At 31.5% G+C, this 15,669-nt stretch carries 11 protein-coding genes; 3 read left to right on the top strand and 8 right to left on the bottom strand.

What is annotated here, in order from left to right:
* Positions 1-2: 2 nt before the first annotated feature.
* The 8 genes from ACXGQT_RS12750 to ACXGQT_RS12715 form a co-directional block, all read right to left on the bottom strand.
* The gene (locus ACXGQT_RS12750; protein WP_457828966.1) at positions 3-1,427 is read right to left on the bottom strand and encodes a RagB/SusD family nutrient uptake outer membrane protein; all 1,425 of its coding nucleotides are present in this window, start codon (positions 1,425-1,427) and stop codon (positions 3-5) included.
* 22 nt (positions 1,428-1,449) lie between these two features.
* Entirely contained in the window at positions 1,450-4,503 is a 3,054-nt protein-coding gene (locus ACXGQT_RS12745; protein WP_457828965.1) for a SusC/RagA family TonB-linked outer membrane protein, read from the bottom strand.
* Between the two features lie 525 nt (positions 4,504-5,028).
* Entirely contained in the window at positions 5,029-5,781 is a 753-nt protein-coding gene (locus tag ACXGQT_RS12740) for an SDR family NAD(P)-dependent oxidoreductase (RefSeq protein WP_457828964.1), read from the bottom strand.
* A 30-nt stretch (positions 5,782-5,811) separates the two neighbouring features.
* Positions 5,812-6,189 (bottom strand): cupin domain-containing protein, encoded by a 378-nt coding sequence (locus tag ACXGQT_RS12735; protein WP_457828963.1) that lies wholly within the window; start codon positions 6,187-6,189, stop codon positions 5,812-5,814.
* A gap of 11 nt (positions 6,190-6,200) precedes the next feature.
* Positions 6,201-8,447: an alginate lyase family protein gene (locus ACXGQT_RS12730; protein WP_457828962.1), complete on the bottom strand. Its 2,247-nt coding sequence runs from the start codon at positions 8,445-8,447 to the stop codon at positions 6,201-6,203.
* A 33-nt stretch (positions 8,448-8,480) separates the two neighbouring features.
* Positions 8,481-10,742: a chondroitinase-B domain-containing protein gene (locus ACXGQT_RS12725; RefSeq protein ID WP_457828961.1), complete on the bottom strand. Its 2,262-nt coding sequence runs from the start codon at positions 10,740-10,742 to the stop codon at positions 8,481-8,483.
* Between the two features lie 239 nt (positions 10,743-10,981).
* Complete coding sequence (locus tag ACXGQT_RS12720; protein ID WP_457828960.1) at positions 10,982-12,403, bottom strand: CCA tRNA nucleotidyltransferase; 1,422 nt, start codon at positions 12,401-12,403, stop codon at positions 10,982-10,984.
* Positions 12,403-12,942: an L-threonylcarbamoyladenylate synthase gene (locus ACXGQT_RS12715; RefSeq protein WP_457828959.1), complete on the bottom strand. Its 540-nt coding sequence runs from the start codon at positions 12,940-12,942 to the stop codon at positions 12,403-12,405. The genes ACXGQT_RS12720 and ACXGQT_RS12715 overlap by 1 nt, the downstream gene beginning before the upstream one ends.
* A 184-nt stretch (positions 12,943-13,126) precedes the next feature.
* Here ACXGQT_RS12715 and ACXGQT_RS12710 point away from each other — a divergent pair, with 184 nt between their 5' ends.
* The 3 genes from ACXGQT_RS12710 to ACXGQT_RS12700 are packed head-to-tail and all read left to right on the top strand — an operon-like array spanning position 13,127 to position 15,651.
* The gene (locus tag ACXGQT_RS12710) at positions 13,127-14,197 is read left to right on the top strand and encodes a DegT/DnrJ/EryC1/StrS family aminotransferase (protein ID WP_457828958.1); all 1,071 of its coding nucleotides are present in this window, start codon (positions 13,127-13,129) and stop codon (positions 14,195-14,197) included.
* Positions 14,169-14,837: a PglD-related sugar-binding protein gene (locus ACXGQT_RS12705; RefSeq protein ID WP_457828957.1), complete on the top strand. Its 669-nt coding sequence runs from the start codon at positions 14,169-14,171 to the stop codon at positions 14,835-14,837. Before ACXGQT_RS12710 ends, ACXGQT_RS12705 begins: the two co-directional genes overlap by 29 nt.
* On the top strand, positions 14,827-15,651 hold the full coding sequence (locus ACXGQT_RS12700; RefSeq protein ID WP_457828956.1) for a glycosyltransferase family 2 protein: 825 nt from the start codon (positions 14,827-14,829) through the stop codon (positions 15,649-15,651). The genes ACXGQT_RS12705 and ACXGQT_RS12700 overlap by 11 nt, the downstream gene beginning before the upstream one ends.
* Positions 15,652-15,669 lie beyond the last annotated feature (18 nt).

The following is a 15,669-nucleotide window of genomic DNA, read 5'->3' as shown; positions in this document are numbered from 1 at the left end:
TATTAGTAACCAGTGTTTTGAGTAAGCAATCCATCACTTAAACCAATTTCTCTGTTTGGAAATGGTAACAACAAATCATTACCTGTAAAACTATATCCATTTGCGGTTGAAAATGCAGATAATACATTTTGTGCTTCTCCAAAACGAACTAGATCGTAAAACCTTTGGTTTTCAAAAGCCAATTCAACTCTACGTTCATTCAATAAATCTTCTTTTGTAATAATTGCCGGGGTTGTTAAATTAGCCCTATCTCTAATTAATTTAAAAGAGGCAATTGCATTAGAACTTGTTGTTGAATCTCCACCTGCCAAAATTGCTTCTACATGCATTAAAACAACATCTGCATAACGTAGAACAATCCAATCATTACCCGCCAATGTAGGGTCTGTAGAAGTAGGATCAATTCCTAAACTCGCATCTCCATTTGGCAAATATTTTACTACTTGATATTGTGTGGTTTGACCAGCATCTTGTCTAAAAGCATACTTTGATCTTTCTACACCTCCATAAGTTGCAAATGCATTTCTTACATCGGCAGTTACATAGTTAACACCACTGGTTCTACCTACTGAGTTCAACCATTCTGCTGAAAAATTTTGACTTTCATTTACGTTGTTTCCAATATATCCTATGGCAAAAATTACCTCATCATTTCCTTCTGTATAAAAAATATCTTTATAATCTGCTTCTAACTTAAATCCTCTTGTTGGGTTCATAATAGATTCGCACAATGTTTGAGCTCCGCTATAGTTCCCTGTTGTTAAGTAAACTTTTGCTAACAATGCTTCAGCAGCAGCTTTAGATGCTCTGTTTTTAGAACCACCATCTGTTAAAGCGGTGGTAGCAGTTGTTAAATCACTAACAATTAAAGCATATATATCTGTTGTTGGTTTTCTAGTAAATGCTACCTCTGTTTCTAAAGGATCTATTACACGATCTACCAATGGTAAGTCTCCAAACAAACGAACCAAATTAAAGTAAGCATAGGCTCTTAAAAATTTTGCTTCACCTTCTATCTGATCTCTTTTAGAACCTGCTGCATCTAAACTACCAATAACTACATTTGCTCTATAAATTACGTTATACATACTTCTGTAATAGTCTGCTACAATACCATTGGTAGCTTGAACTGTATAAGTCTCAAACTGAGCAGCCTCACCTTCTCCACTTTTTGTTCTAGTATTATCACTTCTCATTTCTGTTAAGTAAAATTCAACTTGTGTTGAATGATTACTATCAGAATCTGTATCATTTACCCCTTGTATACCGTCATAAATGTTTACAATTCCAGCCTCTAACTCTTCTTCATTTGTATAAAAACCATCGGCAGCTATACTTGATGATGGAAGCGGACTTAAAAAGTCTTCACTACATGAAACAGCGAATAGGGCTAAAAAAACTACTGTTATAAATTTTATATTTTTCATAATGTTTGTCTTTTAAATTTTATTAAAATTCTATATTTAATCCTACTGACACAGTACTAAATATAGGAGAACCTGCTCTTTGGTATCCATATGTAGTAGCGCTTGTATTGTCTATAGACTCAGGATTAAAACCTGTATAATCACTAGCTGTTAAATACAATAAGTTTTGACCTGTTGCATATACTCTAGCCTTAGACAAACCTAATTTAGAAGCAAAATTCTTTGAAAAATTATACCCAAGATTTACGTTTCTTAATGCAATGTATGATGCATCTTGAACTATAGAGTTTGTGAATATTTTCTCTTTGATAAACTCTTGATTAGGTGTTGTAGCTGGATTAAAATCTTGTGCACTGTTAAAGTGATTAAAGATATATTGATCTCCCATATTTCTTACTTTTGCTCCATGGCTTCCTTGAAACATAAAACTAAAATCTACTTGACCGAATTTAAATTCGTTAGAAATACTCCATACAAAATCAGGATATGGGTCTCCTAAATTGGTTTTGTCATCATCATCAATAACTCCATCTCCATTTAAATCTTTTACATAAACATCTTGTGCTTCTGCTCCAATTGGGTGATAAGGATTGTTTAAATCTTCTAAAGCAATTTCTTTATCTACTACCCATCCATAAAAAGATGAAATAGGCTGCCCTTGTAAGTTGATCCACTCTGATGCTCTTTTAGAGTCTACATTTTGGATTTGCCCATTAGAGTCTGCAAAATTTACCAAAGTGTTTTTATTATATGAACCAATAAAAGTAGAAGTCCATCTAAAACTACTTGTTGATAAATTTTTAGTTCTTAATTCAAACTCAAAACCTTCATTTTGCACCTCTCCTAAATTCACCAATGCATTGCTAAATCCTGTGGTAGATGATACTGGGTTGTATAATAATAATTGATCACTATTACGCTTGTAATAATCTACAGAACCAGAAATTCTATTGTTAAAGAATCCAAAATCAACCCCTGGGTTAATTTCTATAGAACGCTCCCACTGTAACTCTGAATTGGCAATGTTAATAGGATTAAATGCCGAGGTAACATCTCCATCAACAGCATAAGATGATGGATTTAACAATGCTAACGATGGATAATTATCAATTAAATCATCACCTGTATCAATTAATGGATTCCCTGTAACACCATAACTCAATCTAAGTTTTAAGTTACTTACAACGTTACTATCTTCTAAAAAAGATTCTTTAGCTACATTCCACCCCACAGAAGCTGCTGGAAAGTTTCCGTATTTTTGATTTTTTCCAAATACTGATACACCATCACGACGAAGGCTTAAAGAGAATAAGTATTTATCATCATAGGCATAGTTTACCCTACCAAAATAAGACAATAAACTTCTTTCATAACTATAAGAATTATAATCTGAAATAGCAGTTGCAGCTTTCATTGTTTGTAACAAATCTGAGGTATATCCTGTCCCTTGTGTTGTTTCGTAATCGTAATTCCATGTTTCTACAGAAGTACCTAAGATTGCATTTACATCACTCTTTCCAAAAGACTTATTATAGGTTAAGAAATTTTCATTAGCTAAGTGAATTTGTTTTTCGTTAGTTAAATCTAACTGAGCTGCACTAGCTCCGTTTCTGTTAGACAACACACCTTGCCATCTTCTTCTATCGGTATATTGCATATCTCCACCTACAGTGGTTTTAATACTTAAATCTTTTGTAAAATCGTATTTAGCATAAACATTACCGTACATTTTAAACTTTTTGTCTCTTCTATCTCTTTCCAAAACTTTAGCTGCTGGATTGGTATTAGAAGTATTACTAATGTCTATTAAAGTTCCTGTTCCATCTAAATCATAATTATCAAAATGACGTTGTAATGCATAATCTCCAACTTGTACATCAGGATATACAGTTCTATCTACAAACTGAATTGTATTTTCATCATGATAGATTGGCAACCATGATGGCTGTCTTAAAATATCGTGTGTAGATCCATCAAAACGTCTAGTTTCTGTGTAAGATGGTGATAAATTTACTCCAAAAGAAAAGTTATCATTAACCTCTGTATCTATTTTAGCTTTTAAGTTGTACTTTTTAAAGTCATCTGTTAACATGACCCCTTCATCATGCAAATAATTTAAAGCAGTACTAAACTTAGTTCTTTTACTTCCTCCTCTTGCAGATAAAGAATGACTTGTAATAGTCCCTCCATCAAAAGCAATATCTTGCCAATTGGTATCTACTCCTATTAATTGTTTATAACGAGTTCTGTCTGATAATGTACCTGTTGCTGCTTGTTCAGCCGCAACCGTTTCTGCTACTGTAGAATAGTAAGCATCACTCTGTCTCGCTTCTTTTAAACCCGTGTAAGTACTATAGCTAAATTTTGTTTTTCCTTCTTTTCCGTTTTTAGTAGTAATCATAATTACCCCTTTACTACCTCTAGATCCATAAATAGCTGTAGAAGCTGCATCTTTTAAAATCTCAAAAGACTCTACATCGTTCATATCTAATGCACTTAAATAGTCATTATCTACAACCAAACCATCAACAACAATTAAAGGATTAATTCCCCCAGAAATTGACCCTACTCCACGCACTCTAATGGTTGGAGCAGCACCAGCACCCCCATCGGTAGCCTGAATATTAACCCCAGAAACCTGTCCAACCAAAGCATCATCAACTCTTGCTACTGCAATTTGATCTAAGCTTTCGTTTTTTACTTTTGAAATGGCTCCTGTTAAATGTGATTTCTTTTGAGTACCATATCCTACAATTACAACCTCATCTAATTCTGATGAATCTATTTGCAATACAGTACTAATTTTATTTTGATCTGTAACAGTAACTTCTTGTGTTTTATAACCTAAATATGATAAAACAATTACATCTCCTTTATTAACAGTAATTTGATAATTACCATCAAAATCTGAAATAGTTCCTTTAGAAGTTCCTTTTACTATAATGTTCGCCCCAGGAATGGGTGTGTTGTCTGCACTAGATAAAATAGTACCCGTTAGGTTAACTCCCTCTTGAGCAAACAGTGCTATATTGAAAAACAATAAAGCCAATAATGTTATACTTTTCTTTAGTTTCATTGGTGTTAGTATTAAGTTAATTTAATAGATATGAGTTGTTGTGTAAAAAAACAGCACAAAGCCTAGTTTATATTACCGGATTTGTTTTCAACTCATGTTAACACGCTTTACATAGATAATTTTATTACTTTTGCAATTAGCGTGTTTATTGATAGTTCACATGCTTTAAATATTACTTCCCTTCAGAATGAAGTAATTTTTTGTTCTAAGGATGAGTGTGCACTCATCCTTTTTTTGTCTCTAAGTTTTACCCATCTTATTTTTTTTAGTTGTTTTTATTTAATGTTACTTTAACCTCTTTTTTAATTGGTTTACCAGTTTGGTTTACCAAATATATAGATAAGATTCATCATAAACAAATATTCAACTACATTTTATTAAATAAACCTAAAAAAAACATGATAAAATTACACATCTACCACATTACAACTGATTTGTTTAGCAAAATGACATTTTAAACAATAAAAGGGATGAGTTAATACTCATCCCTTTTATTTATAGAAAACCATGTATGTAAATTACATACTATGAAAACGCAAGCCCTCCATTAATATCTATGTTAGCTCCTGTGATAAAAGAAGTATCATCTGAAGCTAAACAAGCAACGGTATTTGCGATCTCTTCTGCTTGACCTTCTCTTTTTAAAGGAGTTGAAGCAGCAACTTTTTCACGAATTGCATCTACCGTAAAAGTATCATGAAAAGTAGTAGCAATCATACCAGGACATAATGCATTTACACGAATACCCTTAGGACCAACCTCTTTTGCTAAACCTCTTGTAAAGGTCATTACTGCTCCTTTAGAAGTAGCATATGCAATAGATCCTCCACCACCTCCATCTCTACCTGCTAAAGAAGCAAGATTTACGATAGAAGCTCCAGACTTCATATATGGTAAAACAGCCTGTGACACTAAAAATGTTGAATTTAAATTTAACTTGATTACTTTATCAAAGAAATCTTCATCCATCTCTGCCATCGTTTTTCTTGCAACCAATCCACCTGCATTGTTTACTAAAACATCAATAGTATCACCAAAAGCATCAATACTTTTTTTAATCATATCGTCAACATCAGCTTTAATGGTCATATCTCCTTTTACCATAATTGCTTCTCCTCCTAACTCTCTAATTGCAGTTAGTGTTTCTTTTGCATTCTCTTCGTTGTTATAATAATTCACAACAACCTTAGCTCCTTCTTTTGCTAATTTTATAGAAACAGCTCTTCCTATATCTCTTGTACCACCTGTTACTATGGCAATTTTATCTTTTAGTTTCATATCGTTAAGTTTAATTGTTTACAAAAATTTTTATTCCTCTTTATCTCCAAAATAAGACACACCATCACCACTCAAAAAGTCTTCTCTTATAGGACTAAACGTATCAATTAAAATCCCTTCTTCTAAACAAGTAGTTCCATGCCATAAATTTGGTTCAATATAAATTCCATCACCTGCCTCTACTATTTTCTTTACTCCATCAATTTCGAACTCAAATTTACCAGCAACACAGTAAGTAGCTTGGGTATGAAAATGTTGATGTGGAGCTCCTGAAGCACCTTTTTCAAATTTTACTTTTACCATCATAATTTGGTTGTCGTAACCTAAGAATTTTCTTGATACTCCTCCACCAAGTTCTTCCCACTCCATATCTTTTGTAATGATATACTTTTCGCTAAATCGTTTCATCTTTTTAAAATTTATTTGATTATTGAATAATGATAAGAGCCCTTCCAGTTATACTCTTTATCGTTGATTATTAATGTATGTTCTTTTGAATTTTTGTCTCTATTGTTTGAAATAATAATTAAATGCTGTTCTTTATCAACAGTCGTAATTTTTACAGCTGTATAATTTTCATCATCATGAACAACTTTTAGATTTTCTATATGACTTTTAGAATCTACCGAGAATTCTGACACATGACTATAACTTCCATGAGGTTCTATAACACTAGCAAAAACAGTATTTTTTGCATTTCTACGAATCATATACCCAGCATCTCTTCTTAAATTAAATTCAGGATCATTGGCTCCAATTTTGGTAAACAACAACTCATCGTTTTTTTGACTTGCTGTAGAAATGGTGTAAAAAACTTCTTGGTTTAAGAAAGAAAATTGATTGATTTCTTCAGAAGATTTCCCTTTTGCCTCTAACCACAAATGTTGATATCCATTTTTAGTTCCTAATGGTTTTAAGTTATTTTCTGTAATATAGTTAAAGTTGGTATTGACCACTTGTCCCATAAAATAAAATGGAAAATCATATTGGTTCTGAGTATTGGATACAACTTTCATCAAATCAACAACTATAGGTTTATCAGATCCTTTAAGATTCATCATCACCAAAGTTCGGTTTAACTCTGTACCTGGATATGCATTTGTTTCTTTTGCACTAATGATTTGAAAACCTTCTTTAGAAAAATCTTTAAAGTTTAAGTCTGAATGATGTTTACTTCCTATTTCGTATTTTCCACTAAAATGAGAAGTTTCATTCTGTATAACCGTATTATGCGCAATACTTTGCTTTGCCCAAGTTTTGTTTTCTTTTAAGTAATTTCCTCCTCCTTTTTGCTCAATATTTACAAATCTTGCCAATCCGTAATCTTGAATTACTTCATTTCCTTTTTCATAAAAAGAGTAAGAAAGTTTATCATAATGACCATGACTTAGGCCTTGAGCAGCATATTTAAACACCAAAGTAAAATCTTCATTTCCACTTCTTAATACACCAACACCACCTTGTTTTCCATCAGCACCATCAGTTAAATTGATTGATTTTTTTTGAAAAGGTTTTGCTTTACCATCGCGAATAGCCAAAGCCACTTCTAGACCAGAATCATCTAACAACACACTTTGCTGCTTAGTTGCAATACTCAACAACTGTGGATTTAACCCTCCGTAATAGTATGCAATATCAACAGCCGTAACCAATTCTCTTGAATAATAGGACATTCCTTTTTGTCCATCATTTAACGGAAAAAACTTTCCATCAGCATCGGTTAAATTCAACAAAGCAATTACAGATTTTAGTAAAACTCCGTTTTTATGTTCAAATATTTTTAATTCAGGTTTTACATTTTGCAAAGCTTCTGCAAAAACCAAAAAAGGATACATGGCATAACGCTGATAGTAAGGCCCTTCTGTATAATATCCGTCTGGAGAAAAAGGTTCATCTATATTGGCCAAGAAACCTGTTTGTTGACCTTCTTCTCTAATTAAACCACCATCATTATCTTTAGCACCAGCAGGCAATCCATCATCTTTTAAACCATACAAAGCTCTTTCTAGCAACTCAGCATCATCCATTACCAATGCAATCATTCCAACTGCTGCATTCCCCCATGTACTATGATTATGAACTCTGTTAAAAAACTGTGGATTTTCAATTGAAATAAAATCAGCAAAAGGTTTGAACAAGTTTTTTTCTAACTTTTTTCTCTCTTTTTTTGATAGCCAATCATAAATACAGTCATAAGCTTGACTTGTATAAACCAACCAGTTAGAATCATTTAAACACTGCCAAAACAACTTACCTCTTGCATAAGATCTTGTTTGCGGATGTACTGGTAAATCTTTATACATTGCCTCGTATTGAAACAGCATATCACGCACATAAACTGCATATTTTTCATCTTGTAAAATTTGAAACAACACCCCAGCTTTTTGCATCATCAAAAAGTTTCTCTTGTGTTTTTCATGCGTATATCCTCCAGAAAAATCTTTAGGAATTGGAGTATCAATTCCCAACTCAATTTCTGCATCTACTTCTGCTTGAACATTTTTTAAAGTAGCATCAAATAAAGGTACAGTTCCTAATTCTTTTCTAATTTTTTCTACTCCAGATTTGGTTAAAATTAAACTAGGATGTTCTTGTGCTTTTACTTCTACAGCCGTAATCAGCCCAATAAAAGTTAATAAAAGAACGATATGATGTTTTATTTTCATGTTTAATGTTTTTATACTCAAAACAGATTGATGTTAGTACATCAATTTTTGTTTTAGGTTTTGTACAATTTTAAATTCTCCAGAATTTTTAATCTTGTTGTTTTCTGGTTTTTGACCTTTTTCTCCCCAAAGAATAGCGATTAATTTTACAGGATTATTGATGAATGTATTTTCAGAAATTTCTGCCTGTACAATTCCTTGGTTCTTGATTAAAATTTTATCTGCTGATTCTTTACCAGAATGGGAAATAGTATTGTTCTTAAAAATTAAATTCCCTCCAATGGTAGATTCATCATATCCTCCTCGGAAATAATCTAGCACAGTACCTTTTACCTCATCAAAACTGCTGTTTTCTATAAACACAAATTCTGCATTATAATCTCCTTTGGCATCAATTTCTTGATTTAATAAAAATCCATTTTCTAAATTTTTAACACTTGTGTTTTTAACTGAAATTGTATCTGCAAAAGATCCTTTTGAAACATTTAAAGCCGTTTTAAAGTTTGAAATTTCTACATTGTTTAAAAACAAATTATAGGCTTTAGACATGTTTTTGTCTAAGGTTGCAAAAGCGTTTTGTGTTTTATTTCCATTAACACTTATGTTTTGCAAACGTAAATCTCCTTTTGGTTTCATTAAAAAAGCAGTGTTGTTAGCAGTAAAATTCAACAATACTTTTTTATGTTCATCCGCAGAGGTGATGGTTATTTTTTTATCAATATCAATAGTAGTATCTAGGGTATATTCTCCAGACTCCAAAACAATGATATCTCCATTTTCTGCACTTGCTATTGTCGACTTTAAATCTTTTGGATGAATGGTAAACGTTTTTGGCTCTCTTTTTTCTTTTTTAGGATTGAACCAATCTGTACCATAATTAGATTCGTTAACCAAAACCATATTTTCTTTTACAGGAATGGTAATAGCCCCAACAGCATTATTTTTAGCCCTTGATTCACCAAATAAATCAGTGTTTATGTTTTCAAAATCAAATCCATTATATACCTCTGTATTATTTTTTGTTGGCACAAATAAGTTATCACCAAGCTTATTTATAGAAAAATCAACAGTTGTTAATCCTTTAGGCTGTACTTCACTTTTGTTTTCGTTATTGGTGATGTTCTTTTCAAAAAGGATTCCATCAACCTTATCGTAGTTATGAATTGGATTAGTTGCTGTTTGATTATTGTAAATTAAATTATTTGCAAAAACTGTTCTAATAGGTCTTGCAGAACGAATTTCTGATTTTGGTAAAACATCGCTTTTATCTACATTAGAACCTACACTAAAAAACCACGGAGTTGGACATTCTACAAAAGAATTGTAGGCCACCACTACATCTGTAACTTGATTGTATCTGTTTAAAGGTGATTTTGGAATTCCATTCATAACCGCTAATGGAGCTCTAAACTCTGAACCTTTTAGCTTGTAAAAATAATTATTCATGATCCAGTGACCTGTATTTACAACTCTAATCCCTCCGATAAACTCAGAATTATCATTTCCTATAAATACATTCCCCTCAATAGTTGCATAATTTCCATGTCGTAACACAAGGGATCCTTCACTCTCAAAGAAAACATTGTTTTTAAAAATATTGAAGTTTGATTTACTAGAAATAATTTCAACCTCTCCATTACATCTTTCAAAATAATTATTAGAAATGTTTGTGTACGAAGGAGTCATTGAAGTACCACTATCTCCAATTTGCAAAGTTTCTCCATGAGGCCCACCTTTTCTAGGGCGTGGCCCAAAGTGATTATTGATAATTTGATGATGATTATTTATATGTTGATTTCCCTTTAACTGAACTCTTACTGTAGGTCCAAAATTAGATTTACCCGCAATGTAACAATGACTTAACTCGTTATGTTGCCCCCAAAACTCTACCCAATGATCCGTAGCATCTCTATCTAACTGTGTAAATTCTTCTATAACACAATTGGTGACTTTACTATGATTAGCCGGAGTATCATCATCAGTTTTAAAAAGGATTACCACATCTGTTGGTGTATAACCATTTCTAAAGTGTAAATCTTTTATCACTAAATGATTTCCTCCAATTTTTAAATTAGAAATTCCTTCTATAAATACTTTTCCTGGAGTTTCTGCTCTTAAAACAATTGGATTTTCTTTTGTTCCGTTTGCTTTAAAAACAATTTCAACATCTTTCCAAACACCGTTTGCCAAAACAATTTCATCACCAGCCTTTGCCGTTGCTATTTTAGCATGAAGCTCTTTAATAGTAGTTACTTTTTCTACAGAATTTGATTCTTTAGACTGACATGCGAACAACAAAATACTCGCGAATATTAAAATAAATTTGATTTTACTCATAACTAATTAAATTGGTTTACCAGTTTGGTTTACCAAATATATCAATTATAAAACAATCAAACAAAAGAATCTACAATAAATTGAATAATAAATTACATAATTCACAAAAAACACAGTACATAATACACTTACAGTGAATACCTAAAACAAAAAAGCCGAAGATTTCTCTTCGGCTTTTTTTATGTTTAAAATTTATTTTATGCTTTTAACCCTAAAGCTTCTCCCCTTTTTAGCATTAGTTGATAAGCTTCATCATAATCATTTGAAATTTTTCCGTCTAAGATAGCTTCTTTAATAAAGTCTTTAATTTGACCTATTTCTCTGCAAGGCTTTAAATTAAAAGTTTTCATGATAATTTCTCCAGAAATTGGGGGCTCAAAATTACGAACCTTATCACGTTCTTCAACTTCTTTAATTTTATCTCTAACCAATCTAAAGTTATTGTGATAACGTCTAAATTTATTAGGATTTTTTGTGGTGATATCTGCCTCACACAAAGTCATTAAACTCTCAATATCATCTCCTGCATCAAAAACCAATCTCCTAACGGCAGAATCGGTAACATCAGAAGCCAATACAATAGGTCTTGAACTTAATAACACCATTTTTTGAACAAACTTCATCTTATTATTTAATGGTAATTTTAATCGTTTAAACAATTTAAATACCATTTTAGACCCTACAAACTCGTGATTATGAAAAGTCCATCCTACTTTTTTAGAAAAACGTTTGGTAGGAGCTTTTCCTATGTCGTGTAACAGAGCTGCCCAACGCAACCAGACATCTTCTGTGTTTTCAGAAATATTATCAACCACCTCTAAAGTGTGATAAAAATTATCTTTATGCTTTTGCCCCTCTACCTCTTGCACACCTTTTAAGGCTGTTAATTCTGGTAAAATTTGATGTAGCAATCCTGTTTCTTCTAAATGTAAAAATCCAACAGATGGCAATGGAGATTCTAAAATTTTGTTAACCTCAACCATTACTCTTTCTCGAGTAATAATTTTTAATCTTTCGGCATTTTTAGTAATAGCCGACAAAGATTCTTTTTCAATCTCAAAATTTAATTGTGTGGCAAACCTAATGGCACGCATCATTCTTAACGGGTCATCAGAATAAGTAATATCTGGATCTAAAGGTGTACGAATTATTTTAGATTTTAAATCATCAATTCCTCCAAAAGGATCTAACAAATCGCCCAAAGAATTTTGGTTTAAAGAAATTGCCAAAGCGTTGATGGTAAAATCTCTACGGTTTTGATCATCTTGTAAAGTTCCCTCTTCAACTTCTGGATTTCTACTATCTTCTGTATAAGATTCTTTTCTAGCCCCAACAAACTCAATTTCTATGTCTTGATAACGCAACATAGCCGTGCCATAAGTTTTAAAAACTTGTACTTTTGGTTTGTTAGGTAATAAATCTGCTACTTTTAAAGCCAAATCAATTCCGCTCCCAATGGCAACCACATCAATGTCTTTTGCAGTACCTCTTTGTAAAATAAAATCACGTACAAAACCACCAATCACAAAAGCATCTACTTCTAATTGTTTTGCAGCTTTGGTGATGTATTCAAAAACGGGATGTTGAATGGCAGATTTATAGTTCTCTAGAATTTGCATTAAGGACGTATTACGGTTACCTGATTTTGATTTGTGACTTTGATAATTGTCGAAGATTTTTCACAAATTTTATCGTGGTGCAAATCTACTACATAATCTACTGCCTTCAAAATTGCTGGACTTATTTCAGAAAACTGTTTTGGAGTAGGTTCTCCACTAATATTTGCCGAGGTTGACACTATAGGTTTTCCAAAATCAGCAATCATTTTTTTACAAAACTCATCAGAAGCAATTCTAATAGCAATGGTATTGTCTTTTCCAATAGCGTTTTTTGCTATTCCTATAGGATTGTCGTACACTATAGTTGTTGGATTTGTAGTTTTGTCTAATATTTCTAAAGCTTTTTTGGGAACCTCAGCAACATATTGTTTTAACATTTCTAAAGAAGAAACTAAAATCACCAAACTTTTGGTTTCTTCTCTTTGTTTAATGGCATATATCTTTGCTACTGCATGCTCAGAAGTAGCATCGCAACCAATACCCCAAACAGTATCTGTTGGGTAGAGGATGGTTTTGTTTTTTTTGATAAAATGTTTCATGCGTTTTACAAAAATACAGATTTATAAAATGTTCATAAAAAAAGATTTGTTCTTCTTTACTAAAGACTAAACAATGCTAACCCATCAGCATTGAACATTCTTTTAGAATAGATTTCTAAAATATTTCCGACAAACTTATACCTTATCAGGATAATCCTATATTTTTGCTAGAAATGAATATTTTATGTCTAAAAAAATAAATGTTACAAAAACATTTTTGCCAGATCAATCTGAATATCAAAAAATATTAAAAAAGGCATGGGATAGTTCTTGGATTACAAATAGAGGAGAACTTGTTAAAGAGCTAGAAGAATGTATAAAAACTAAATTAAAACTTAGTAATATTATATTAACAACTAACGGTACACTTCCTTTGCAAATAGCCATAAAATCACTTCAATTAAAAGATGAAATTATTACTACTCCTTTTAGCTATATTGCCACAACTTCTAGTATTATATGGGAAGGATGCAAACCTATTTTTGTTGATATTGATGAAAAAACATTTAATATAAACCCTGAACTAATAGAACAAAGTATTTCTAAAAACACAACTGCTATATTGGCAACACATGTCTTTGGAAACCCTTGTGAAGTTGAGAAAATTGAAAAAATTGCAAACAAACACAATTTACGTGTAATTTATGATGCTGCCCATTGTTTTGGAACCTCTTACAAAGGAAAATCAATCTTTGAGTATGGAGATATTAGTACCTGTAGTTTTCACGCAACAAAAATATTTCACACAGGGGAAGGTGGTGCCATTTTTACAAAAAACAAAGAACTTCATAAAAAAATTTATTATCATCATAATTTTGGACACAACGGTCCTACTGAATTTCATGGTCTTGGAATAAATGCTAAAATGAGTGAACTACAAGCAGCATTAGGTTTGGCAGTATTTCCTTATTTTGACAGCATAATTGAACATAGAAAAAGGTCTTATGAATTGTATAAAAAAAGACTTGAATCATCCTTTTTATTTCAAAAATTAACCACATTTGAATATAATTACAGCTACATGCCAATTGTATTTGACTCTGAAGAAGAATTATTAATTGCAATAGAAAAGTTAACCGAGAACAACATATTTCCACGAAGATATTTTTATCCATCTTTAAACACCATACCTTATGTTAATGGAAATACGGCTCCTATATCAGAATCTATTTCTAAAAGAATTCTTTGCTTACCCTTATATTTTAATTTAGAGAAACAAAAAATTAATGAAATCTGTGACATTATCTTACCATAAAAAAGACATTTATTTAATAGGGGTTGGAAACTATACCGAAGTAATAATTGAACTTGCACAAGAATGTGGCTACCATGTAAAAGGTTTATTTCATTATAATAGCTCTAGAAATGGTGACGTTATTTTAGGTATTCCTATATTATGTTCATTTCAACAATTAATTTCAAATACAAATATTGAACGAGTTCATTTTGCTGTGACCGTTGGTGATAATGTAAAAAGAAATGAAATAGCCACAATCATTAGGAACAAATTAGGTTATACCCCTAATTTAATACACCCATTATCTAAAATATCAACATCCGCAATACTTGGTACAGGGTGCTTTACCCATGCTTTTTCATGTATATGGACAAAAGCAACTTTAGAGGATGATATAATCTTAGGGCCTAACTCCTTGGTTTCTCATCATTCTAGTATTGGAAACGCATGTTACATCACTTCACACTCAATTATTGGCTCTTATGTTCATATAGGCACAAACACTTTTATTGGGCTAAATGCTACTATTTTACCTAACATAACTATTGGTGACAACTGTATTATTGGAGCTAAATCTAATGTTACCAAGTCTATTGATGCTCATACAATTGTAAAAGGAAACCCCGCTAAAAAAATAAACTCAAAAAATGAAAACTAATAATACTCCATTGGTATCCATCTGTTGCTTGGTTTATAATCAAGAAAATTATATTCAACAAACTTTTGATTCTTTTCTAAGTCAGAACACTAATTTTGATTTTGAAATCATTATTCATGATGATGCTTCTACAGACAACAGTAAAAGTATTATCTCTGATTATGTAAAAAAAGACGATCGATTTAAACCTATCTATCAAACTGACAACAAGTTTAGTAAAGGAGAACGTATTTGGTTTAAATACTTATTTCCAAAATGTAAAGGAAAATATATTGCAATTTGCGATGGTGATGATTACTGGACAGATCCACTTAAACTTCAGAAACAAGTTGATTTTTTAGAAAACAATTCTGATTATAGTATAGTAGGTGCAAAATTTAATTGCTTTTATCAACAAACAGGTGTGATGTCAGACTGGGAACATGAAAAAAATAAAATACCAAATGCCAATATTAAAAACCTTATTGATGGTAACTTTATTTTTGCATCTTCTTCCTTATTTATAAATGATTTTAAAATAGAACCTTGGTGGCAAGATTTTCCTATTGGAGACTGGCCTTTTTTTATACTTCAAATAAAAAATAGAAAAATTAAAATTCTCGATGAATTTATGGGAGTATATAGAGTACACAACAAAGGTGTTTTTTCTAAAGCATCCATTATTCAGCAACTCAACACAGAGCTAAAGTGCCTAACAACCTTATATAAGAACTCATCCTTTACACTAGATATTAATAATCATCTAAAAAAAAGAATTTCTGATAAAAAAAGAAAAATTATAAAGCTTAAAATAAAAAACTTTTTCAAAAAATAAACTCTATCTCAAACATCA

It is taken from the genome of Wenyingzhuangia sp. IMCC45467 (genome assembly GCF_054111205.1).
Note: the sequence above shows the minus strand (reverse complement) of the source record. Positions and strands in the feature narration are given on the sequence as shown.